This is a genomic window from Actinoallomurus bryophytorum, from assembly GCF_006716425.1.
GTDB lineage: Bacteria > Actinomycetota > Actinomycetes > Streptosporangiales > Streptosporangiaceae > Actinoallomurus > Actinoallomurus bryophytorum.
This window is the reverse complement of sequence record NZ_VFOZ01000001.1, coordinates 1345574-1368474: the sequence shown is the minus strand read 5'-3', so window position 1 is coordinate 1368474 and position 22901 is coordinate 1345574. Positions and strand designations below refer to the sequence as shown.

General features: G+C 70.2%; 19 protein-coding genes. 13 read left to right on the top strand and 6 right to left on the bottom strand.

Translation table 11 applies throughout. The annotated features are described in order from the left end of the window. Positions 1 to 138 precede the first annotated feature (138 nt). Positions 139 to 1626 (top strand): S1C family serine protease, encoded by a 1488-nt coding sequence (locus tag FB559_RS06475; RefSeq protein WP_141954318.1) that lies wholly within the window; start codon positions 139 to 141, stop codon positions 1624 to 1626. 980 nt (positions 1627 to 2606) lie between these two features. Here the strand turns inward: FB559_RS06475 and FB559_RS06470 are convergent. Beyond that, on the bottom strand, positions 2607 to 4052 hold the full coding sequence (locus tag FB559_RS06470; RefSeq protein ID WP_141954316.1) for an efflux RND transporter periplasmic adaptor subunit: 1446 nt from the start codon (positions 4050 to 4052) through the stop codon (positions 2607 to 2609). 168 nt (positions 4053 to 4220) lie between these two features. On the opposite strand from FB559_RS06470, the gene FB559_RS06465 reads away from it, so the two are divergent. From FB559_RS06465 to FB559_RS06450, 4 genes are read left to right on the top strand one after another with little or no spacing between them, the layout of a single operon-like run. Further along, the gene (locus FB559_RS06465) at positions 4221 to 5414 is read left to right on the top strand and encodes an efflux RND transporter periplasmic adaptor subunit (protein ID WP_141954314.1); all 1194 of its coding nucleotides are present in this window, start codon (positions 4221 to 4223) and stop codon (positions 5412 to 5414) included. Continuing rightward, positions 5414 to 6136 (top strand): ABC transporter ATP-binding protein, encoded by a 723-nt coding sequence (locus FB559_RS06460; protein WP_141954312.1) that lies wholly within the window; start codon positions 5414 to 5416, stop codon positions 6134 to 6136. The genes FB559_RS06465 and FB559_RS06460 overlap by 1 nt, the downstream gene beginning before the upstream one ends. After that, positions 6133 to 7419 carry an ABC transporter permease gene (locus FB559_RS06455; protein WP_141954310.1) on the top strand — a complete coding sequence of 429 codons (1287 nt, stop codon included), beginning with the start codon at positions 6133 to 6135 and terminating at the stop codon, positions 7417 to 7419. Before FB559_RS06460 ends, FB559_RS06455 begins: the two co-directional genes overlap by 4 nt. A 10-nt stretch (positions 7420 to 7429) precedes the next feature. Further along, entirely contained in the window at positions 7430 to 8035 is a 606-nt protein-coding gene (locus FB559_RS06450; RefSeq protein WP_141954308.1) for a DUF5666 domain-containing protein, read from the top strand. 889 nt (positions 8036 to 8924) lie between these two features. On the opposite strand, the gene FB559_RS06445 is transcribed toward FB559_RS06450, so the two are convergent. Beyond that, positions 8925 to 9476: a hypothetical protein gene (locus FB559_RS06445; protein WP_141954306.1), complete on the bottom strand. Its 552-nt coding sequence runs from the start codon at positions 9474 to 9476 to the stop codon at positions 8925 to 8927. A 156-nt stretch (positions 9477 to 9632) separates the two neighbouring features. Continuing rightward, positions 9633 to 10010: a hypothetical protein gene (locus FB559_RS06440; protein ID WP_141954296.1), complete on the bottom strand. Its 378-nt coding sequence runs from the start codon at positions 10008 to 10010 to the stop codon at positions 9633 to 9635. A 227-nt stretch (positions 10011 to 10237) separates the two neighbouring features. Here FB559_RS06440 and FB559_RS06435 point away from each other — a divergent pair, with 227 nt between their 5' ends. Further along, on the top strand, positions 10238 to 12214 hold the full coding sequence (locus FB559_RS06435; protein ID WP_141954294.1) for a thioredoxin domain-containing protein: 1977 nt from the start codon (positions 10238 to 10240) through the stop codon (positions 12212 to 12214). A gap of 249 nt (positions 12215 to 12463) precedes the next feature. Continuing rightward, positions 12464 to 13642 (top strand): C40 family peptidase, encoded by a 1179-nt coding sequence (locus tag FB559_RS06430; RefSeq protein ID WP_141954292.1) that lies wholly within the window; start codon positions 12464 to 12466, stop codon positions 13640 to 13642. A gap of 3 nt (positions 13643 to 13645) precedes the next feature. Here the strand turns inward: FB559_RS06430 and FB559_RS06425 are convergent, their stop codons facing one another. Continuing rightward, the gene (locus FB559_RS06425; protein WP_141954290.1) at positions 13646 to 14263 is read right to left on the bottom strand and encodes an acyl-CoA-like ligand-binding transcription factor; all 618 of its coding nucleotides are present in this window, start codon (positions 14261 to 14263) and stop codon (positions 13646 to 13648) included. Further along, positions 14244 to 15773, bottom strand: a complete 1530-nt coding sequence (locus FB559_RS06420) for an MFS transporter (RefSeq protein ID WP_141954289.1) — start codon at positions 15771 to 15773, stop codon at positions 14244 to 14246. The genes FB559_RS06425 and FB559_RS06420 overlap by 20 nt, the downstream gene beginning before the upstream one ends. A gap of 116 nt (positions 15774 to 15889) precedes the next feature. On the opposite strand from FB559_RS06420, the gene FB559_RS06415 reads away from it, so the two are divergent. The 6 genes from FB559_RS06415 to FB559_RS06390 all read left to right on the top strand — a co-directional run bounded on the left by FB559_RS06415 (position 15890) and on the right by FB559_RS06390 (position 22364). Next, on the top strand, positions 15890 to 16411 hold the full coding sequence (locus tag FB559_RS06415; protein WP_141954287.1) for a hypothetical protein: 522 nt from the start codon (positions 15890 to 15892) through the stop codon (positions 16409 to 16411). 191 nt (positions 16412 to 16602) lie between these two features. Continuing rightward, positions 16603 to 18138 (top strand): phosphoenolpyruvate carboxykinase, encoded by a 1536-nt coding sequence (locus FB559_RS06410; RefSeq protein ID WP_185792064.1) that lies wholly within the window; start codon positions 16603 to 16605, stop codon positions 18136 to 18138. 194 nt (positions 18139 to 18332) lie between these two features. Then, positions 18333 to 19094 (top strand): isoprenyl transferase, encoded by a 762-nt coding sequence (locus FB559_RS06405; protein WP_141954283.1) that lies wholly within the window; start codon positions 18333 to 18335, stop codon positions 19092 to 19094. 162 nt (positions 19095 to 19256) lie between these two features. Further along, a complete protein-coding gene (gene phoH2, locus FB559_RS06400; RefSeq protein ID WP_141954281.1) occupies positions 19257 to 20564 on the top strand; it encodes an RNA 5'-3' helicase PhoH2 in 1308 nt (435 codons plus the stop codon). A gap of 521 nt (positions 20565 to 21085) precedes the next feature. Continuing rightward, complete coding sequence (locus FB559_RS43675) at positions 21086 to 22072, top strand: aggregation-promoting factor C-terminal-like domain-containing protein (RefSeq protein WP_185792063.1); 987 nt, start codon at positions 21086 to 21088, stop codon at positions 22070 to 22072. An 82-nt stretch (positions 22073 to 22154) separates the two neighbouring features. Continuing rightward, entirely contained in the window at positions 22155 to 22364 is a 210-nt protein-coding gene (locus tag FB559_RS06390) for a hypothetical protein (protein WP_141954278.1), read from the top strand. A gap of 15 nt (positions 22365 to 22379) precedes the next feature. Here the strand turns inward: FB559_RS06390 and FB559_RS06385 are convergent, their stop codons facing one another. Then, positions 22380 to 22811 carry an aggregation-promoting factor C-terminal-like domain-containing protein gene (locus FB559_RS06385; protein WP_141954276.1) on the bottom strand — a complete coding sequence of 144 codons (432 nt, stop codon included), beginning with the start codon at positions 22809 to 22811 and terminating at the stop codon, positions 22380 to 22382. Positions 22812 to 22901: the final 90 nt, after the last annotated feature.

Here is a 22901-nt window from a genome sequence, read left to right as displayed (position 1 = left end):
GGGGGCGGCGGTCCTTAACACTTGTCCGTCTTTAACACAGGCCTTATTGCGGCAACCTTCAGGCGGGTCTCAGGCTGGTCCCAGCCCCGTTGGCGATTCTCTGAGTATCACCAGATGAAGGATCTTGGGGAGTGAGCGATGGAGACCCATGACCAGCCCATCGGCGGGCACGCGGAAGAGCCGGAAAGCGGAGCGTCAGTGGAGTCCGAGGCCACCCCGGCCGAGTCGCAGCAGCCGGGATCGCAGCAGCCGGGATACGTGCAGGCATGGCCACCGCCGCCGCGCCGTCCTGGAGACGAGACCGTGCCCCAGCCGCAGCTGCACTCCGGCCAGCCCGGTCAGCCCGGTCAGCCCGGTCAGCCTGGGCAGCAGGTGCCCGGTCAGCACGCCTATGGCCAGCCGGCGTACGGGGACCACCTTTACGGCGAGCCGCCGGCGTACGGCACACCCGGATACGGCGCGCCGCAGTCCGGCAACGGCTGGTGGACCTCACGCCGGAAGGCCGGGGCGGGCGGCCTGGCCCTCGCCCTGATCCTCGGCGGCGGTCTGGCCGGCGGTGCCGTCGCGGCGGTGATCGGCAACGACTCGACCACCTACGCGAGCCCCACCGCCGTACGCCCCGCGTCCAGCAAGTCCGCCACCGGCGTCGCGGCGATCGCCCAGGCGGTGCAGCCGAGCACCGTGTCGATCACCGTGACGACCCAGCAGGGCCAGGACGAGGGCACCGGCGTCATCATCCGCTCGGACGGCATGATCCTGACCAACAACCACGTGGTGGCGGACGCCGCCGGCGGCGGCCAGGTCTCGGTGAAGTTCAACGACGGCAAGAAGGTCTCGGCCGAGATCGTCGGCACCGACCAGGCGACCGACCTCGCGGTGATCAAGGCGTCGGGCGTTTCTGGGCTGAAGCCGGTGACGTTCGGCAACAGCGACCAGTTGCAGGTCGGCGACCCGGTGGTCGCGATCGGCAGCCCGCTCGGCCTCGATGGCTCGGTGACCTCCGGCATCATCAGCGCCCTGCACCGCACTCTCAGCGAGAGCGGGGACGATCAGCAACAGCAGCAGCCCCAGCAGCCGGGCCTGCCGCCGGGCTTCGGCGGCGGTCAGGGGCAGGGTCAGCAGGGCGGCGGGTCCGCCGGCACGGCCATCGGTGACGCGATCCAGACCGACGCGGCCATCAACCCGGGCAACTCGGGTGGCCCGCTGGTGAACGGCTCCGGCCAGGTCATCGGCATCAACACCGCGATCGCCACGTCGGGTGGCGGCAACGGCAACATCGGGGTCGGCTTCGCCATCCCGATCGACACCGCCAAGCAGGTGTCCCAGCAGCTCATCAAGACCGGCAAGGCCACGCACGCCTACCTCGGCGTGACGCTCTCCGACGCGATGGGCGACCAGCAGGGCGCATTGGTGGCGACGGTGCAGAGCGGCACTCCGGCCGCCTCGGCCGGGTTGAAGGAGGGCGACATCGTCACCCAGGTGGACGGCAAGGCCATCGACGGCGCCGACGCGCTCTCCGCCGCGATCCGCGGCCACAGCCCCGGCGACAAGATCGCAATGACCTACCTCCGCAACGGCCAGAAGCACACCGTGAACATCGCGCTGGCCTCCAGCTCGGGCACCTGACCCGAACGCGAGGCGTGCGGCGCCCTCGCGCCCGCGGGGCACCGCTCCGACGGCCCGGCATGGGAATCTCCCGGCCGGGCCGTTCGTATGCGCCATGACCGGCATGGGACTCTCCCGGCCGGGCCGTTCGTATGCGCCATGACCGGCATGGGACTCTCCCGGCCGGGCCGTTCGTATGCGCCATGACCGGCATGGGACTCTCCCGGCCGGGCCGTTCGTATGCGCCATGACCGGCACGGGAATCTCCCGGCCGGACCGGCCGTATGCGCCATGACCGGCACGGGAATCTCCCGGCCGGACCGGCCGTATGCACCATGAGCGAGGCCGCGTGAGGTAGGCCATGCCCGCACGCGCCCTCGTGGGCGCTCGTGCCGGACGGGACGGGTACTCCGGCGAGCGACTGTCACGGCAGGCGCCGATCAGACCGCCGCTCTCGTCTCAATGGGCAGAGTCGCTGTGGGGGTGCGGTCGCCAGAACTGGCGGGTTCGGGGGATGGGCATCGGCGAAGTCCTGCCGTTGCGGAGTGACGCGGCCTGTGGTGGCGCCGCACGGGGTTATCCACAGAACCCCGCTCTACTTTCGCCTGAGGCTGTTCCGGCTGGACAATGTGAGTGGGATGGCACCCCCGGGCGGGTGGGTTCCACGACGGGTGGGTTCCACGACGGGTGGGGTTCCACGACGGGTGGGGTTCCACGACGGGTGGGGTTCCACGACGGGTGGGGTTCCACGACGGGTGGGGTTCCACGACGGGTGGGGTTCCACGACGGGTGGGGTTCCACGACGGCGCGGTTCCACGACAGGGCAGCTCCACGACAGGGCAGCTTCAGGACGGAGCGGCTCCACGACGGCGCGGGCCCCGACCGAGGACCTCGAGACAGGTCCCGGGGTCGGCCAGCCTCACCCCCTGTTGCGCCCCAACGCCGCCAGCGCGGTCGGGAGATCTCTCGTGCCGGGGCGCCGCAGGGAGACTTCGCGGTCCTCAGGTGCCGGGGAAGGCGTCGCTCGGGAAGCCGTCCGTACCGGTGCCGGTCGGCAGTACGACGTGGTCGCCGGCGGTCAGGCCGGAGGCGATCGCGATGTACCGGTCGCCGCGTACTCCGGTGCGTACGGTGCGGACCGTCGTCCGGCCGTCGCGGCGGACCAGGACCGTGGCGGTGCCGTCGGACTTCGGGTGGACGGCTCCGACCGGGACGTACAGCGTGCTCTCCGTCTGCGCGGTCACCACCTCGACGGTCGCGCTCATCCCGGTCCGCAGGCCCGCGGGCGGTTCCTCGTCCAGGGAGACCATCACACCGAACAGCGCGCGGCTGCCGCTGGTCGTGGCCGCCGGGTCGATGCGGGCGACCGTGCCGCGGTAGGTGTGGCCGGCGAGCATGCCGAGACCGATCGTGGCAGGTTGGCCGAGTTTCAGCTGGTTGACCTCGCCCAGGGGGAACATCGCCTGGACCTGTAGGTCGTCCAGGTCGCCGAGGGTGATGAACCCTGTCTTGCCCTGGCCCGCCACCTGCCCGCCGACCGTGCCGTCCACGGACAGGATGGTGCCGTCCATCGGCGCGGTGAGCTTGGTCGCGGACAGGGTGCGCTCGGCATCGCGTTCCTTGACCTCGGCCTGGGTCACGCTCGCCGCGGCGAGCGCCACCGAGTTGACCTTGCACGCGCTGCCGCCGCCCCGGCCGCCGCCTCCGCCTCGGCCGCCTCCGCTCCGGCCCGCTCCGCCGCCGGACGCGTGGCCGGAGGATCCGTGGCCCTGTCCGGGCTGCCCGGTCGGTTTCGGGTGGCCCGTCGGTCTCGGATGACCGGTGGGTGAGTGCGTCGGCTTGGAGGTGGGCTTCTTCGTGGGCGTCGGACTGGGGCTGTTGGGCCTCGGCGTGGGCTTCGAGGTCGGCCTCGGCGTCGGCTTCGGGGTGGGGGAGGTCTTCGTGGGGGTGGGCGTCGGGCTCGGAGTCGGCCGGGTGGTCGGCCTACGGCCGCGTACCGGTCCGGACGCGTAAGCGGCGGGCTCGGCACCGGCCGTTCCCCCTGCTCCACCCGCTCCGCCACCGGGGCCGCCGCAGATTCCCTCCTGTGCCTTGCCGTAGGTGTCGTCGGCCGCGGAGAGAGCCGCCTTCGCGACGTCGACCTGTTCCCTGGCGTCGGCGTCGTCCAGGCGTGCGAGGACCGCACCGGCCCGTACCTTGTCGCCGGGTGCGACGTCGATCTTGGTCACCGTCCCGGACGTACCGAAGACCAGGTCGCGCGTGTCGGCGCTCTGTACGGTCCCCGCGGCGCCCGCGGTGGCGGTGACGTCGCCCCGCAGTACGGTCGCCTGCGTCGTCCCGTGCGCGGGCGAGTCGCCCACGGCCACCAGCCCGCTCGCCAGTACGACGACCACGCCAGCGGCCAGCCAGGGGGGTTTGCGGAGATCGCGTAGGGTCGGGCGGTTCACGGGCAGAAATCCTGGTCGCCGAAAGTGACGGTGACCCGAGTCTGGCCTGAGAGTTTCCTGAGGGACGGCTGCCCGGCCGCGAATCGGGCATATGGTCCGCTACGGCACGCAGGAATCTTTCAGGAGTGCATCAGGTTCACCCCAGCCAGGTCCACAACCCTGTAGCGGGTGAAAGCCCTACTCCGTCGCCGGCGCCTGTGGATCAACGGCGCCCTGGCCCTTCTTCTCGTCGCCGGCGTCGGCGTCGCGTACCTGTCGTTGCATGACGACGCGGGCGCGTCCTCGCCCGGTCGCATAGTGCGGGTGAGCCGCGGCAACATCGTGTCGTCGGTCTCGGCCTCCGGCTCGGTGGCCAGCGCGAACTCCCGTGACCTCGCCTTCGGTGCCAGCGGCACCGTCGACACGATCAAAGTCCAGGTCGGCGACAAGGTGAAGAAGGGACGGCTCCTCGCCACGCTCGACGACGCGAGCGCGCAGGACGCCCTTCAATCCGCGCAGGCGGCCCTCAGCGCCGCCGAGGCCGGCGACACCTCGACGCCGTCGGGATACTCCAGCTACGTACAGGCCAAGGCCGCCCGCGACAGCGCGCAGCGTTCGCTGGACGGCACCGAGCTCAAGGCACCCTTCAGCGGCACGATCGTCGCGGTCAACGGTTCGGTCGGCGGCTCGTCCAGCGGATCGGGCGGTTCGAGTACGTCCAGCGGCAGCACCGGTTCCACGGGTACGGGCGGCGCGGCCGGCGGTGGCGGCTCGTCGACGACGTCCTCCAGCGCCTCCAGCGGCAGCACCGGCAGCGGCTTCATCACGATCGCCGACACCACGAAGCTGGCCATCAAGGGCGAGTTCACCGAGTCCGACGTCGCGAAGGTCAAGAAGGGGCAGCAGGCGTCGGTGACCTTCGACGCGATGCAGGGGACCCGGGCCTCGGGCAAGGTCACCGCGATCGACCAGACCTCGACGACCACCAACAACGTGGTGCAGTACGGCGTCACGGTCACGCTCACCGACCCGCCGAAGGGCCTTCGCATCGGCGCCACCGCGACCGTCCAGGTCACCACGGCAAGCGCCGAGAACGTTCTGTACGTGCCGACCGCGGCCGTACGGACGGCCGGGGGGCAGAGCTCCGTGACGGTCCTGTCCGCCGGCAAGCAGGTCACCAAGATCGTGCAGACCGGGACCCAGGGCGACCAGGGCACCGAGATCAAGTCCGGGCTCAACGAGGGCGACCAGGTCCTCATCGCCAGCACGGGCACCGGGACGGGCGGCACCGGCTTCCCGGCCGGCCGGTTCCCCGGTGCCGGCGGCGGTGGCGGTCTCGGCGGCGGCCTAGGCGGCGGCGCCGGTCGTGGCGGAGGCCGCTGATGACCGTCCTCGACGTTCGCGAAGTGACCAAGGTGTACGGCGACGGTGACACCGCGGTCCACGCGCTGCGCGGCGTCTCGATCGCCGTCGAGCAGGGCGACTACGTCGCGATCATGGGAGCCTCCGGTTCGGGCAAGTCGACGCTGATGAACATCCTCGGCTGCCTCGACGTGCCCAGCACCGGCCGGTACCTGCTGGACGGCACCGACGTGGGCACGCTGGACGACCGCCGGCTGGCGATCGTGCGCAACCGCAAGATCGGCTTCGTGTTCCAGTCGTTCAACCTGATCCCCAGGATGAGCGCACTCGCCAACGTGGAGCTCCCGCTGGCGTACGGGGGAGTGAAACCGGCCGAGCGGAGGCGCCGCGCGCTCGCCGCGCTCGACCGGGTGGGGCTGGCCGACCGGGTCGAGCACGAGCCGAACGAGCTGTCCGGCGGTCAGCAGCAACGCGTCGCCGTCGCACGCGCACTCGTCACGGCACCCGCGCTGCTCCTCGCCGACGAGCCCACCGGCAACCTGGACACCCGATCGACCGAGGACGTTCTGGAGGTCCTGGACGGCCTCAGCGCGGCCGGCCGAACGATCGTCCTCATCACCCACGAGAACGACGTGGCACGGCACGCCAAGCGGGTGATCCGCCTCGTCGACGGTCGCATCGTCGACGACCGGCGCCGCTCGCACGTGGACGACCTGCCGCCCGGACTGGTGGGTCTCCGATGAGAACAGAGGTGCTCAGGTTCGCGTTGCGCGGCCTTGCCGCCAACAAGCTTCGCAGCGGTCTGACGACGCTCGGCATCCTGATCGGGGTCGGCGCGGTGATCCTGCTGGTCGCGGTCGGCAACGGCTCGTCCAAGCAGGTGCAGAAGAACATCGAACGGCTCGGCACGAACACCCTGACCGTGACGCCGTCCACGTCGAGAGGCGGAGGACGTGGCGGTGGCGGTGGCGGCTTCGCGCGAGCGTTCGGAGGGGGCGCCGGCGGTGCCGGGGCCCAGCAGCAGACCGGGCCGCGTACGCAGGCACGCGACCTGACCGTCGACGACGCGCGCGCCATGGCCGACGCGGCGGCGGCGCCCTCGGTCAAGAGCGTGTCGCCGGTGGTGAACGCCTCGGCCGCCAACGCGACGTACGCGGGGACGAGTCATGCGATCCAGCAGTTCGTCGGGACGTATCCCACCTACTTCGAGGCGTCCAACGACCCCGTCGAGCACGGCACCTACTTCACCAACGACGACGTGCTGAACGACCGCAAGGTCGTCGTGATCGGGCAGACCGTCAACGAGGACCTGTTCGGCACGGTCGACTCGATCGGCAAGCAGGTCATGGTCAACGGCGTGAACTTCACCGTCGTCGGGGTGCTGAAGACGAAGGGCTCGTCGGGTTTCCAGGACGCCGACGACGTCGCGATCGCGCCCCTGCCGGCCGTACAGGAGAGCCTGACCGGGTACGGGGCGCTCAACCAGATCGTCGTGCAGGCCAAGACGCCCAAGTCCGTCGACGCCGCGCAGTCGGAGGTCACCGACATCCTGAACCAGCGGCACGGCATCACGGGGGGAAACACGGCCGACTTCCAGATTCTCAACCAGGCGACCCTGCAGTCGGCGATCAGCAGTAGCGGCAAGACGTTCACCGTGCTGCTCGGCGCGGTGGCCGCGATCAGCCTGCTGGTCGGCGGCATCGGGATCACCAACATCATGTTGGTGACCGTCACCGAGCGAACCCGCGAGATCGGTATCCGCAAGGCGATCGGAGCGCCGCGAGGCGCCATCCTCGGCCAGTTCCTCGTCGAGGCCACCGTGCTCAGCCTGCTGGGCGGGCTGCTCGGCGTGGCCGCCGGTGTGATCGGCAGCGAGTTCAAGGTCGTGGGAGTGCAGCCGGTCATCGTCCCGAGCTCGATCGCGCTGGCCCTAGGGGTCTCCATCGCGATCGGCCTGTTCTTCGGCAGCTATCCGGCCAACCGCGCGGCCAAGCTCCGGCCCATCGAAGCCCTCCGCCATGAATAGGAGCCGACCGTTGAGTGGAACCCGGCGCAAGACGACTGACGCGCCACGCGAGGACCTCGACACGTCGAGCGAGGACGTGCTGAACTCCTCGCCGTTCGAGGGCGACCTGGCCGAACAGCTCGCGACCGAACCACGGCCACGCCGGCGACCGCCGTCGGTGACGGTCCTGCTCGGCGTGGCGGTACTCCTCGTCGGGGGTTTCGTCGGCGGCGTACAGGCAGACCGGCACTGGGGGAAGACCAAGTCGCCCGACCCGGCCGCCCTGATCAACCAGTTCGCGGCACGACGAGGTGCGCAGGGGGGTGGAGGAGGCTTCGGCGGCGGGCAGGGCGGGGGACAGGGTGCCGGTCAGGCGGCGGGCCGCGGCTCGGGCCAGGGAGGCGGCGCCGGCGGCGGTGGCGGTACGTCGGGCACGGTCAAGCTCGTGGACGGCAGCACGATCTACGTCCAGACCCCCAGCGGGATCGTCCGCGTGAAGACCACCGGATCCACGAAGGTCACCATCGCGAAGAAGTCGACCACCAAGGCGCTCAAGGCCGGCTCACCGGTCACGGTGCAGGGCAGCGCCGGCCAGGACGGCACCGTCACGGCGACCAGCGTGAACCAGGGCGGCTGACCCCGGCCACCGGGCCGCTCCACGACGGGCGGCGGCCGGGCGATGGGGGTGATCCTCCTGGTGACGGGTGGATTTCGGGCGGGTCCGGCGGCGGGAGGGCGGCCGCCGGACCGCGCCGGGTCGACGGCCGCGAGCGGGCCGCGGTGGCCTCTTTTACTGATCGCGGTCGGCTCGCCCGGCCCGATGCGCGGGCGTAGCCGTCGGTGCGGCGGGCCGGCTCGACGACGGCCGGGCCGTGAGCGTCGGCTGATGACGACGCCGTGCGCCGAGGCGATACCCGCACTGCCGGGATCTGGGCTGTTGGTGTCGCTTCCGCGTTCACGCGGTGGTGGCGTCATGGCGGGGGCGGTTCTCCGCAGTGCACGTCGCGCGTGACGTCCCAGCGGTTCCGCTGTGGATCACTGGGCCGGAGGGACGGCCGCACCGCTCGACGGCTACGCCCGGCCGTCCGCCGCGCTCGACGGAGGCTGGTCGAGGCGCGGCCGCAGCGCGAAGTACCGCGTTGGCAGACGGGACGTGGACAGCGCCGCCCGGCTCGGCAGTGGCGATCCGGTGCCGGCTACGCGAGCATCCCCGGACGGCGCGAACGTACCCGCACCATCGGGGCAGGCCCTCCCGGCCGGGCGACGCTGTTCCGTCGGCCTGAGAGACACCTTCCGTGCGCGCGGTCAACCCGCGAGGCGCGTGTCGTCTCGTACGCGCTCGGACATCCGGGCGGCGGGCGGCACCTGCATCCTTCGCGTGTGGCCGTGCCTGGCCCGCGAGCGTGCTGCGCGTCCCGTTCGAGCAGGGCGCGGCGCTGGTGGAGAGCGCCGCGCGGTGAGGGAGGCCGCGCGGCGGAGGGGCCCGCGCGGGGGAGGAGAGCCCGCGCGGGTGTCCTACCGGGTCGTCAGCTAGGCGACGGGCGTGGTGACATCGTCGGCAGCAGTGGCCGGCAGATCTTCATGGCCTTGGCGACCTTCGGATCCGACGTGTCGAAGCGGCCGAACCCTCCCGCGCCCGGGGTGCGGTGGGCGCCCGGAGAACGCTGCGCGCCCGGAGTGCGATTCGCGCCGGGGGTGGGGGTCGGCAGCTTCACGCCGTGGTCGGACAGGCAGCTGCGGAACGCCTGCGTCTCCTGCATCCCGCGGCCGCCGCGGCCGCCCTGCGGCGCCAGCGACTGGCAGGCCTGACGCGCCTGCTGGTTCGCGCCGCCGCCGGCTCCGCCACCGCCACCGAAGAAGCCGCCGCCGGCACCGCCCGACGGGCGCCCGGACGGACGGGCGGTGGGAATGTTCACGCCGTGCTGTCGCAGGCAGGCGGCGTACGCGGCGAAGCCGCCCGACGCGGCCGCCGAGGCGGACGGCGAGCCCGAGGCCTTGCCGCCGGAAGATCCGCAGGCCGCGGAGAAGAGCAGCGCGGTGGCCGATGCCAGCAGCACACCGCCTTGGAGGATTCGCATGGAGCCGGATGCTGTCCCACCATCCTGGGTCCTGCCTCCGACACACCTGAAAGGTTCCGCAACGCTTGGCGTCCGGTGCACCCGAAGGGCGCGCGCGGTGGCCAGGACCACGGGGCCGATGAGAACCCGGAGTGACGGGAGACTCAGAGCCGAACCTCAGAAGGTGATGTTGCCGTGGATGTCGCGCGCCTGGAGGATGTTGCCGCGCACCTCGCCATGGACCGTGTTCGTGACGTGTCCGTTGGTCGCGATGATCTGTTCGGCGCCGGCCAGCCAGTGGCGCAGCTGCGCGGCGGCCTGCGGGTCGCGGGCGGAGTCGTCCACCAGCGCCTGGGCCAGGGCCCTGATCGAGTCGGCGTCACCCGGCCGCTCGCCGAGGCGTTTCACCGCCTCCACGGAAGTGCTCCGGCGGCCGAAGAGGCGCCGCACGACCGAGCTCAGCGACTCCCACAACTGCTCGCCGGCCTTCTCGGTGGTGCTGTTGAAGATCTTCGACAGGAGCGAGACCAACGCCGAGACCGAAATCAGATCCACTATCCACACTCCGACCGTGATGAGTCTTCTGCATAGATTAGTTCGCCGAACCGGCCTGCGCTGCGGAATCGCGGTCGGCAATTGCGCAGGGCCCCGGGCGTGAGGTCCCGCCGAACCGTCCCCGACGCGCACTACGGTGGGAAGTACGGGCGCGCCCGACGCGCGACACCCGACAGGCAAACGCCCGGCACAGCGGCGGACATCCACCGAATCCCCCCGGAGATCCGATGAACCGGTTGAAGGACGCCACCAGTCCGTACCTGCTGCAGCATGCCGGGAACCCGGTGCACTGGTTCCCCTGGGGTGATGACGCCTTCGAGGAGGCCCGTCGCAGGGACGTCCCGATCCTGCTCTCCGTCGGTTACAGCGCCTGCCACTGGTGCCATGTCATGGCCCACGAGTCCTTCGAGGACCAGGAGACCGCGGGGCTGATGAACGACCTGTTCGTCAGCGTCAAGGTGGACCGCGAGGAGCGCCCGGACGTCGACGCGGTCTACATGGAGGCCACCCAGGCGATGACCGGCCAGGGCGGCTGGCCGATGACCGTGTTCATGACCCCGTCCGGCGAGCCGTTCTACTGCGGCACCTACTTCCCGAGGCCGCACTTCCGGCAGCTCCTCCAGGCGATCTCCCAGACCTGGCACGAAAAGCGCGACGACGTCGTCGCCCAGGGACAGAAGGTCGTCGACGCGCTGGGCGGGACGGTCTCCCTCGGCGGCGAGGACGCTCCCACCGCCGACGTCCAGGCCGCGGCCGTACAGGCCCTCGCCGCGACCTACGACCACGAGCGCGGCGGGTTCGGCACCTCGCCGAAGTTCCCGCCGTCGATGGCGCTGGAGTTCCTGCTCCGGTACGCCGCGCGCACGGGCGGCGGAGACGGCTTGAGGATGGCGGAGGGCACACTCGGCGCGATGGCCCGCGGCGGCATCTACGACCAGCTCGGCGGCGGCTTCGCCCGCTACTCCGTCGACGACGGCTGGGTCGTGCCCCACTTTGAGAAGATGCTCTACGACAACGCGCTGCTGGCACGCGCCTATGCCCACTGGTGGCGGCTCACCGGATCGGAGACGGCCCGCCGCGTCGCGCTGGAGACCTGCGACTGGATGCTGGCCGACCTGCGGACCGCGCAGGGCGGCTTCGCGAGCGCCCTCGACGCCGACAGCGAGACGCCCGCCGGAGACCACGAGGAAGGCGCCTACTACGTCTGGACGCCCGACCAGCTCACCGAGGTCCTCGGGGCCGAGGACGGCGCGTACGCCGCGGAGCTGTTCGAGGTCACCGGCACCTTCGAGCACGGCACGTCGGTTCTGCAGCTCCTGCGGCCGCCGGCCGACGAGGGCCGTCACGCGCGGGTGCGCACGGCACTGCTGGAGGCACGTACGCGGCGCGTTCCCCCCGGCCGCGACGACAAGGTTGTCGCCGCCTGGAACGGCCTGGCCATCGCCGCCCTCGCCGAGTGCGGCGCGTACTTCGACCGGCCCGATCTCGTCGCGGCCGCCGATGCCGCGACGGGCCTGCTCCGCGGCATCCACTGGCGCGACGGGCGGCTGCTGCGCACCTCACGCGAGGGTACGGCCGGTGGCAACGCGGGCGTGCTGGAGGACTACGCCGACCTGGCCGAGGGTCTCATCGCGCTCTACGGCGTGACCGGTGAGGCCGCGCACGCGGACTTCGCGGGTGAGCTGCTCGACGTCGTGCTGGAGCGGTTCGCCGACGGCCGGGGCGGGTTCTTCGACACCGCCGACGACGCCGAGCGGCTCTGGAAGCGCCCGCAGGACCCCACCGACAACGCGACGCCGTCCGGGCAGTTCGCCGCGGCCGGCGCCCTGCTGTCCTACGCCGCACTCACCGGGTCGGCGCGGCACCGCGAGGCCGCCGTCGCCGCTCTGCGCCCGGTGGTGCCGCTGGCCGAGCGCCACGCGCGTTTCGCCGGCTGGGGCCTGGCGGTCGCGGAGGCGCGTCTCGCCGGGCCACTGGAGGTGGCCGTGGCCGGACCGGCCGACGACCCCCGCACACGGGAGCTGCATCGCGCCGCGCTGCTGAGCCCGGTGCCCGCCGTCGTGGCGACCGGCACTGGAGTGCCGCTCATGGAGGGGCGCATTCCGGTCGACGGAGTGCCCGCGGCGTACGTCTGCCGCGATTTCGCCTGCCGGATGCCGGTCACCGCCGTCGACGCGCTCAAGGCCGAGCTGACCGCAGGCTGACCTGACGTTTCACGGCCGGTACGCGCACGAGTGTCCCGTACGGGTGCGCGGCTCATTGGAAATTCTGTCAACATTGGGGCAGACCGGCCTTGATCTTTGAGTTATCGCGGTGTTACCTCAAGGACGGGTGCCCGACCGCGTAACGCGGCCGGGCGGTCGTGAATGACCCCTAGGGTGCACGGGTATCTGGACGACCGGTGCGCCGTTGGGCCATAGTCGTACGACGCAGCGGGGACGAGGAGGGGTGCTGTGCGCTGGCCGAGCCGCCGCCGCATGTTGCCGACGGTCATTGGCATTTCGCTGGTCACCACGGTCGTCGCGGATATCGCGGTCGTGATGGTCCGCGACCAGGGCGCGAGCCCGGCGACACAGGGCGCGGAGCGCCTTGTCGCCGCCGCCGAGACGACCGGCTACGCGCCGAGCGCGGTGTCGCCACTGCGCAAGGCGGTCATACCGCACGTCCTCGCGGCTTCGGCACAGACCATTCCCGCGGCCAGCGTCGAGGCGGCCCGGCACGTGAAGGGCGTCAAGTCCGTCGAGGTCGTCGACGCGGCCCGCGCGCTCGTCGCCGGCAAGCGCGTCGGCGTGATGGGTGTCGAGCCGTCCACCTTCCGCGCGTACACGCCCGAGGCCAGCGCCAAGTCCGACGCGCTGTGGCGCAACATCTCCGGCGGCGACGTCGCCATCTCGTTCACCATGGGCAAGGACGGCGGCGTCCCACTGGCGTCGTGGACCCAGATCGGCGGCACGGAGCACAAGACCGCCGTGCGCGTCGGCGCGTACGCCACGATGGGCATCGGCCAGGTCGACGCGGTGGTCTCGCACACCACGGCGCACGCCATCGGCATGCCGTCCGGCAACGCGCTGCTCGTCAGTGCTCCGCACACCAACGTCACCAAGCTGCGCAAGGCGCTCGCCCAGGTCCTGCCACACGGCGTCAAGACCGCGGCGCTGGAGTCGCGTTACGACGGCACGACCACGCCGGGCGGCGCACCCTCCTCGGCCACCGGCAGGGTCATGACCGCGCCCGAGGTCAACACCGCGATACGGGCGGCCGAGTCCAAGATCGGCATGCCGTACGTCTGGGGCGGGGAGTCCGACCGTGAGGGCGGCTACGACTGCTCCGGGCTCGTGCAGTGGGCCTTCGCGCGCGCCGGCATCAAGATGCCGCGCACCGCCGACATCCAGGCGTTCACCGGCTGGCGGCTCCCGTACAGCAAGGCGCAGCCGGGCGACCTGCTGACGTGGAAGAACGACCCGACCTTCAACGGTGTCTCGCACATCGCCATCTACCTGGGCAACAACAAGATGGTGGTCGCTCCGCACACCGGCACCGACGTGCAGATCCAGACGGTCTACATGACCAACTTCTGGGGCGCGATCCGGGTCAACCCGCAGCTTGCCGCCCAGAAGGCCGGCGGCGCCTGAGATTCACAGGGGAAAGCCGGCGGCCAGGGACGCCATGCCCCGGTCGAGCATCTCCAGCAGATCGCCCTTGCCGTCGTCCTCCACCCACGCCATGCCGGCGGTCTCCCAGACCGCCAGGGTCGCGGCCACGAACAACCGGAGCTCCAGGTCCGCCGTCGAGCGCCCCAGCCGTTCGGCGAGGACGTCGATGATCAGGTTCTGCGACTCCCGCATCTGGTCCCACTGCCGGGCCCGCAGCGCGCTCACCCTCAGCAGCAGGCGGCTCCGATCGAGGACGCGCTCTCGGTCGTCGGCGAGCATCGCCCCGATGATCTCGCGGAACGTCTCGCGGATGGCAGCCGCCGGGGAGAGCCCCGGCGGCTGCGCGCGCAACGTGTCCAGGATCAGGGGGTCGTACTCATCGGTGAGGACCGTGTCCTCTTTGGTGGGGTAGTAGCGGAAGAACGTGCTCGGGGACACCTCCGCCGCCTCGGCGATCTGCTCGACCGTCGTGGCGTCGTAGCCCTGCTCGCGGAAGAGCCGGAGCGCGTGCTCCTGGATGGACCGGCGCGTCCTCAGCTTCTTGCGTTCACGCAGGCCGAGCTTTTCCCCGAGCGGGTGGTCAAGCGGAGGCGTACTCATGTGTCGATTGTCCGTCAACGGTGTCCTCCGGCGTACGGTGCCGCGGAAGAAGGATCAGTGCGAGCAGCGCGGCGAGCACCATGATGCCCGCCCCGGTGAAGAGTGTGAGGTCCATGCCGTGCACGAACGCCGAGCGGGCCGACCGCAGCAGGCCGGGATCGTGCAACCGGCCGGCGACCGCGAGACCGCCACCGACCTTGTCGCCGGCCTCGTCGGCCGCCGCCGGGGACAGGCCCGCGACGTCCACATGGCTCCGGTAACCGGAGGAGAGAAGGCTGCCGAGCACGGCCGCGCCGAACGCCCCGCCTACCATGCGTACCGTCATGAGGACGGCGGAGCCCACACCGGCGCGATCGGCGGGCAGGGCGCCCATCGCCGCGGTCATCGAGGAGGGCAGCATGAGCCCCATGCCCAGGCCCGCGATCGTCAGCCAGACCGCGGCCATGGCATAGCCGTTGTCCGCGGTGGTGAAGGCGCCCATGACCATCCCGGCGGCGATGATGATCCCGCCGCCCGCGATCGGGAGGGCCGCGCCGTACCGCGTGACGAGACGCGGGCTGAGCCTGGAGGTGACGAGCAGCCCGCCGATCAGGGGGAGCAGCCGCATGCCGGAGCCGAGCGCGTCGGCGCCGAGGACACCCTGGAAGTACTGCGGGGTAACGAACAGCACGCCGAACAGCGCGAAGGTGAGCAGCGTCGCGGGCACGGCGCCGCCGGTGAAGCGGCGGTCGCGGAAGAGGCTCAGGTCGATCAGTGGCCGTGCGGCGCGCCGGGTCCAGGCGACGAACGCGGCCACCAAGACGGCGCCCGCGGCCATGACACCCCAGACGCGCGCGTCGCCCCAGCCGTACTCCTCCTGCTGGATCGCGCCGTAGACCAGCGCCACCAGACCGAAGGTGGACAGGAGCAGCCCCGCGTAGTCGGGCCGGGGCGCGGCCGCCGAGCGTGACTCCGGGATCAGGACGAGGCCGAGCAGCAGTGCGACGGCCGAGACCGGGATGTTGATGAAGAAGATCGAGCCCCACCAGAAGTGGTCGAGCAGGTAGCCGCCGATGATCGGACCGAGCGGCAGGCCGAGGAAGGACGCCGCGGCCCACGCCGCGAGGGCCTTCGGCTGCTCCTCCTTGGGGAAGACGACCAGCATCACCGACATCGCGAGCGGTGTGATGATCGCCGAGCCGATCCCCATGAGGGTGCGTGCCGCGATGAGTCCGGCCGGGCTCGAGACGTAGGTGGCCAGCACCGACGCGACCAGGAAGATCGTGATGCCGCCGAGCAGCACCTTCTTGCGGCCGTAGCGGTCGCCGAGCAGGCCGGCCGGGATCAGCAGGGTCGCCGAGACGAGCGTGTACGAGGCCACGATCCACTGCAGCGCGCCCGTGCTCGCGTGCAGCTGCGTGGACAGGGTCGGCAGGGCCACGTTGAGGGCGGTCAGGTCGAGGCTGACCGCGAGCAGGATGACGACGAGGGCGCCCAGCACCCACCATCGCCGCGGGCCGAATGACTTCATGACCGTATCTCCTGTTTGAGAGTCGCAACTTTTATGACAGTAACTACCAAAAAGCAGAAGCTGTCAACCCGGAGGGATGTGTGGTCGCAACGGAGATAGTGTGTAATTATGATTACATGACTACGAACGATGGCCTCGAAAAGCTGCGTGGCTGGTTTACCGGCCGGCTCCCCGACTCCTGGTTCGACGGAGCACCCCAGGTCGTGCTCGACCGCGAGGAGGTCAGCGTGATCGGCACGCTCGCCGAGCCCGGAATCGCCGAGGACGCCTCGGCCGCGGAGCGCTCCGGTGCGATCGCCGGACACGTACAGCGGTTCCGTGAGGACACGCGAGAGCAGCGCATCGAGATCGCCCGTGAGGCCGAGCACCGGTTCGGCCGCAAGGTCTCCTGGGGTGTCGAGTGCGGTGGCGAGACGGCGATGTTCACCCAGTTGTCGGTGCCGGTGATGACGCGGCTGCGGCAGTCGGAGCGCAGGGTGCTCGACACGCTCGTCGAGGCGGGTGTGGCGCGCAGCCGCAGCGACGCCCTGGCCTGGTGTGTGCGCCTCGTCGGCAAGAACGCCGACGACTGGCTCGGTGAGCTGCGCGACGCGCTGCAGCACGTGGAGCGGGCACGGGCCGCCGGGCCCCAGGTATGAGTAACACAGACGAGGCAATGGATAATGGCGAAGAGGTCTAATCCAAAGGTCTAATCCAAAGGTCTAAACCAATGACTCGGAAGGGTGCTCGCTATTGCATCCGAGTCATGTTATAAATCGTTCCTCCGGGTACACTCGGAAAAACCCCTGGTTATTCAGCCGAGGGGGTGTCCCTGCTTGAAGGAGCGATCGTGGCGTACGAAGTGAAGGCCGGTTCCGTTGAGTGGAACCCCGGTCCTGAGCGACTACGTGAACTCACCGAGAAGATGCCCAACTCGTCGGTCACGGAGTTCGCCAACGTCGTGGTGAAGGCCAGAGTCGACAGTCGGAGCTCCAAGTCGACCTTCATCGCCGAGGACTCGACCAACACGACCAAGCAGACCATCACGCGTGCGGAGTACGACCGCGTCGCCGACGTGCAGGAGGCCTACCTCGCGCACGAGCACGTGGTCGTCGTCGACGGCTACATCGGAAGCGACCCGGAGTTCCGCACCCGGGCACGGCTCGTCATCGAGGCGTCCAACGCCAACATCGCGGGGATGCAGCAGCAGCTCTACTACCCGGTGGGCGAGGAGTACGACCCGGGCACGTGGGAGCCGGACACCACGGTCGTCTACACGCCGAACCTGCCGATGGAGGGCTACCCGAACGACCGCCTCATCGCGGTCGACCTCAATTCCAACATCACGCGCGTCTTCAATTCGGACTACTTCGGCGAGTCCAAAAAAGGCGGCCTGCGAATGTGGAACAACATCGTTTATGAGCGTGGTGGCCTTTCGCTGCACGCCGGCTGCAAGGTCATTCCGACGGGCGGCGAGAACAAGACCGTGCTGATCGTCGGCCTGTCCGGTACGGGCAAGACCACGACGACTTTCACCACTCAGCTCGGCAGCAAGCCGGTGCAGGACGACTTCATCGCGCTCATGCCCGAGGGGCGGGTCTACAGCACGGAGAACGGCTGCTTCGCCAAGACCTTCGGGCTCGACCCGGAGTTCGAGCCGACGATCTACCGTGCGACGACCAAGCCGGACGCCTACCTGGAGAACGTCTCCGTAGACGAGCACGGGAAGGTCGACTTCTTCGACACCTCCTACACCAAGAACGGCCGCACCACCTGGCCGTTCAAGTACGTCGACCCTTGGCCGGCCGACCAGGTCGAGCCTGCGGAGTTCCTGCTCATCCTCAACCGCAACGAGAACATCGTCCCCGGTGTCGCACGGCTGGACCGGGAGCAGGCCGCGGCGTACTTCATGCTCGGTGAGACCACGGGCACCAGCGCCGGCGGCAAGGACGAGGAGGGCAAGTTCCTCCGCGTACCCGGCACCAACCCGTTCTTCCCGCGCGACATGGCCGACATGGGCAACCGCATGCTCGACCTGCTCGACGGCCACGAGATGAAGGTCTTCGTGCTCAACACCGGCCGCGTCGGTGGCGGGGACGGCGACGAGCGTGGCAAGAAGGTCAAGATCCCGCACTCGTCCGCGATCGTGCAGGCCATCGTCGAGGACACCATCGAGTGGGAGCAGGACCCCGACTTCGGCTACGAGATCGCCTCTTCCCTGCCCGGCGTCGACGACATCGAGATCCTCCAGCCCAAGAGGCTCTATGAGCGTCAGGGCCGGCTCGACGAGTACAAGGCGATGGTCGAGCGGATGAAGACCGAGCGGCGTGAGTACCTCACCTCGTTCCGCGGTCTGGACGACGCGATCGTCAAGTCGATTCGCTGAGGTTTCGCGGCCCACCCGATCGCCTGGGTGGGCCCGCGCATTCTCACTGTCCGGCACCGCTGGTCAGCGGTGCGTCGCGGACAGGAGCCGACCACCTTCGCGTCTTCGCGAGTTCACCCGTACGGACCCCGCATCCATCGACGCGCGCGATAATCGACTACTGACACAGCCGAAAAAGAAGAGGGTGCGGGCAGATGGGCTTGCGGGACCTGGTCTACAAGCTGTACGAACGACGGCTTGAGACGAGGCTGAGTCCCGATGCGAACCCGCGCCATATCGGTGTGATCCTCGACGGCAACCGCCGATGGGCGCGGTCCATGGGGATCGCCGACATCAACAAGGGCCACCAGCGCGGCGCCGACAAGATCTCCGAGCTGCTCCAGTGGTCGCAGGAGACGGGCGTGGAGGTCGTCACGCTGTGGCTGCTGTCCACCGACAACCTCACGCGCCCCGCCGCCGAGCTGGAGCCTCTGCTGGCGATCATCGAGAACACCGTGGAGGACCTCGCCGAGCAGGGATGGTGCGTCAAACCGGTCGGGGCGCTGGACCTTCTGCCCGATAAGACCGCACGTGTGCTGAAGCACGCGGGAGAGAGCACATCTGACTCTCCTGGGCTGATTGTGAACGTCGCGGTTGGGTATGGAGGTAGACGTGAGATCGCTGATGCGGTGCGCTCACTCCTGCACGAGCAAGCCAGCAGGGGCACCAGCATCGAGGAGCTTGCCGAGGTCCTCGACGTTGAGCACATTGCCGAGCATCTCTACACTCGCGGCCAGCCCGACCCGGATCTCGTCATCCGCACGTCGGGGGAGCAACGGCTTTCCGGCTTCATGCTCTGGCAGAGCGCCCACTCGGAGTTCTACTTCTGCGAGGCCTTCTGGCCTGACTTCCGCAAGGTGGACTTCCTGCGGGCGATTCGCGCCTACGCCGCGAGAAATCGCCGCTACGGCTTCTGAACCACCTGAGAGGCTCCGCCGAACGGCCCGTTACGTCCGGGTTACTTATCGGCATGCCTCTGTTCCCGGGCGGGCAGTCGGCCGTAGCGTCGAACCAGGTCCCCCCGAGGAAAGGACGCCTTCTCAGGCGGCCCGCCTGGTCAGGCGTCCGAAGGAGAACGAGTGGCCAGATCAGCCGCCACCCGGCGCACGTACGTCCTCGACACCAGTGTCCTGCTGGCCGACCCGGGTGCGCTGACCCGGTTCGCCGAGCACGAGGTCGTACTCCCGATCGTCGTGATAACCGAGCTCGAGGCCAAGCGTCACCACCCTGAGCTGGGTTATTTCGCCCGCAACGCTCTGCGTACGCTCGATGACCTCCGGGTCGCGCACGGCCGTCTCGACGAGCCGCTGCCCATCGGCGACCAGGGCGGGACGGTCCGGGTCGAGCTCAACCACAGCGATCCGTCCGTGCTCCCCGCCGGGTTCCGGCTCGGCGACAACGACACGCGGATCCTGTCCGTGGCCTTGTCGTTGTCCCAGGAAGGGCATGACGTCGTTCTCGTGTCCAAGGACCTGCCGCTGCGGGTCAAGGCCGCGTCGGTGGGGTTGACCGCGGAGGAATACCGCGCCGAGGGCGTCATCGAGACCGGGCACACCGGGATGACCGAGCTCGAGGTGGGCGCCGAGCGGTTGGAGGAGCTCTACGACTCCGGCCGGCTCGATCTGGAAGAGGCACGGGACCTGCTCACCCATACCGGGCTGCGGCTGCTCTCCTCGGGAGGGTCCGCCCTCGGCAGGGTCCTGCCCGACAAGTCCGTGCGCCTGGTCCGCGGCGACCGTGAGGTGTTCGGTCTCCACGGCCGGTCGGCCGAGCAGCGGATCGCCCTGGACCTGCTGACCGACGAGGACGTCGGCATCGTCTCCCTCGGCGGCCGTGCGGGCACCGGCAAGTCCGCGCTGGCCCTGTGCGCCGGCCTCGAAGCGGTGCTCGAACGCCGCCAGCACCGCAAGGTCGTGGTCTTCCGCCCTCTGTACGCCGTCGGCGGCCAGGAGCTCGGCTACCTGCCCGGTACCGAGAACGAGAAGATGTCTCCGTGGGGGCAGGCCGTCTACGACACGCTGTCCGCGCTCACGACTCCGGACGTCATCGACGAGATCCTCGACCGGGGGATGCTCGAGGTGCTGCCGCTGACCCACATCCGCGGCCGCTCTCTGCACGACTCATTCGTGATCGTCGACGAGGCGCAGTCCCTCGAACGCGGCGTGCTCCTCACCGTGCTGTCCCGGATCGGCTCCGGGTCGCGCGTCGTCCTCACCCACGACATCGCACAGCGTGACAACCTGCGGGTCGGACGGCACGACGGCGTGGTCGCCGTGGTCGAGAAGCTCAAGGGCCATCCTCTGTTCGCGCACGTCACGCTGACCAGGTCCGAACGCTCGCCGATCGCCGCGCTCGTCACGGACACACTCGGCGACGTCGGCGTCTGACCCAACGGCCGGAGCCCCTCGGCGCACCCCGCCGCCGAGGGGTTCTCGTCACGCACCGGAGCCGTGCGACCTTTTCCCGTGACACTGTGACCAAAGTCACAGTGTGAACGCGCAACCTGAGAAACACCTGTTCCCGGGGTGGATTTAGCCCCCTGTTCCCCATGTGGCGCGATTCGACGTGAGATCAGTCACGTCATTCCGGTTGCGGGGTCCCCCCCACCTTCGTGCAGTGTTGGGCGCCGTAAGCACTCCCGTGGGACAGCCCCCAGTCCCGGACGTACGGTCCCCCCTCGTACGCCGTCATACGGAGGGCCTGCCCCACTCAGGAATCGAATCTGCCGCGCCTGCCGTGGCTGTGCTGATGCCGGAGTGAGGACATTCGTACGTGCGTCCATGCGCGTGCGACCGTCGGAAGGACCGCCTTGTACGGAGACCAATTCAGGTCCCCCGGACGAGACGATCGACAAGATGGCGCGGGACCTCTCGGGACTCCCTGGGAGACCGGTCACGTCACGGGTCCGGTGCCGACCGACGACATCAAGGTCGCGGGTACGCCCAACATCGCCCAGCCTGGCGGCCCGTACGCCCCCGGGGGGCAGGAGACGGGTGCGTACGACACGTACGAGACGACCGCGCGCGACGCGGCCTCGTACGACGTGGGCGGGCCTGGCCCCGGCCCGCAGGACGCCGGCGCGACGGCCGCCTACGACCTGGGCGCCGCTCCCGAGCCGGGCCCCGCGTACGGCGCGGGCGGCCCCTACGGCGCCGGTCCGTACGACGCGGACCCGTACGGGATGGGTGCGACCTCGGCCATGCCGCCGGCCGACGGAGTCGACCCCTCCGCGCCCCTGGACTTCGAGGACATCCGCCGCAAGCCGCACACCTCCAACAAGAGGCTGATCCGGTTCGCCGCGGTCGCCGCGGCCGTCGCCGTGGTCGGCGGCGGTGGCGTGGCCTGGGCCGTGACCGGCAGCGGTTCCTCCAGCGACAAGACCGACGCCAGCCGTCCGCTGCAGGCCCAGGTCCAGGCGCCCGCGCCGCTCACCGACGCGCAGCGCAAGGACGCCGAGGACAAGCGCCAGAAGCTGCTGAAGAAGGTCGCCTCCCGCGCGGCGCGCGACCAGGTGTCCCGTCCGAAGCTCATGAGCAAGGGCACACCGCCGCCGACCAAGAAGCCCAGCCCCCCCGGCGCGGGCAACCCCGTTCCGGCCAGTGAGGCACAGCGCATCGCCAAGTCGCTGTTGTCCAGCTATGGGTGGCCGAGCTCGCAGTTCGGCTGCGTGGTCAGCCTGTTCAACCGCGAGAGCGGCTGGAACGTCCACGCTTCGAACCCGTCCGGCGCCTACGGGATCCCGCAGGCCAAGCCGGGCTCGAAGATGGCCAGCGCCGGGCCCGACTGGCAGGACAACGCCACCACGCAGATCAAGTGGGGCTACGGCTACATCAAGGACCGCTACAGCACCCCGTGCGGCGCCTGGGCGCACTCCCAGTCCACGGGCTGGTACTGACGGGCGGCCCGGACCCCGCCGGGCCGCACCTGACAGACCGACCGCCGCGCGCCCCCCGCCTCGGCCGACGAGAAGGTTGATCGTGGTCCGCAACACCACTCGTAGTCTCGCTCTATCCAAGGTGGCCGCCATCGTGGCCGGCCTCGGGGTCGCCGTCGGTCTCGCGGTGGCGGCCCCGGTCCGCGCGGCGTCGCCGAGCACGGCCGCGTCACGGATCGTCCAGGCCCGGCATGACAAGGCCGCCGGGCACCGCTCGCCGCTGCACCGCCTGGCGCGGTACCGCTCACGCTGACCGGCCGGGGCGGGGTCAGTACCAGCCCATCGCCGCCGAGTGGCCCAACGCGGCACAGGGCGTGTGATATCTCCTGCCGATGTAGCCCAGGCCCCACCTGATCTGGGTGGCCGCGCTGGTACGCCAGTCGGTGCCGGCACTGGACATCTTGGAAGCGGGCAGCGCCTGCGGGATCCCGTACGCGCCCGACCAGCGGTTGCGGGCGAGATGGTTCCAGCTGCTCTCGCGCGTCCACAGGCGGTCCAGGCATCTCCACTGCCGGTCCGACCAGCCGTACGCGGTCAGCAGGGCCACCGCGAGCACCTTGTTCCGCACCGTCGCAGTCGGGTCGCGCGGATCCACGGGACCGCGTCCGGCCGACATCGCCTGCGGTCCCAAGCCCATGACGGCGCAGCCGATCACGCCGGCCGTGCCGCACGAGACGATCCCTGCCAGACGCCGATGCACAGCCGCTCTCTCGTCGGCCGGGACGCCGATCCGCCCCCGCGCGGGCCGCCCCGCCTGGACCGCTCTCAGCGCCGGACGATGGCGCGTATG